This is a genomic window from Aeromonas sp. Lyrl_2, assembly GCF_051948815.1.
Classification (GTDB): domain Bacteria; phylum Pseudomonadota; class Gammaproteobacteria; order Enterobacterales; family Aeromonadaceae; genus Aeromonas; species Aeromonas veronii.
This window is the reverse complement of record NZ_JAYJLJ010000075.1, coordinates 1-308: the sequence shown is the minus strand read 5'-3', so window position 1 is coordinate 308 and position 308 is coordinate 1. Positions and strand designations below refer to the sequence as shown.

Genomic DNA, 308 nt, shown 5'->3' with positions numbered 1-308 from the left:
GTTGTTGAGTGTTCACACAGATTGCCTTGATTCAAGTTTAGAGACAGTACACGAAGTGGGTCTGTAGCTCAGGTGGTTAGAGCGCACCCCTGATAAGGGTGAGGTCGGTGGTTCGAGTCCACTCAGACCCACCACTTCGTTCCCGATTATGGGGCTATAGCTCAGCTGGGAGAGCGCCTGCTTTGCACGCAGGAGGTCTGCGGTTCGATCCCGCATAGCTCCACCATAATCGGTACTGAATTTTGCGAGAAGCAAAAGCCATGCGTTGAACGATGTTCAATCTATGTCTTTGACTTCTTTATGAAGTT

General features: G+C 50.0%; 2 tRNA genes. Both read left to right on the top strand.

The features are described 5' to 3' along the window. Nucleotides 1-57: 57 nt before the first annotated feature. Nucleotides 58-134, top strand: a tRNA-Ile gene (locus VF684_RS20975). A gap of 16 nt (nt 135-150) precedes the next feature. Beyond that, nucleotides 151-226, top strand: a tRNA-Ala gene (locus VF684_RS20970). Nucleotides 227-308 lie beyond the last annotated feature (82 nt).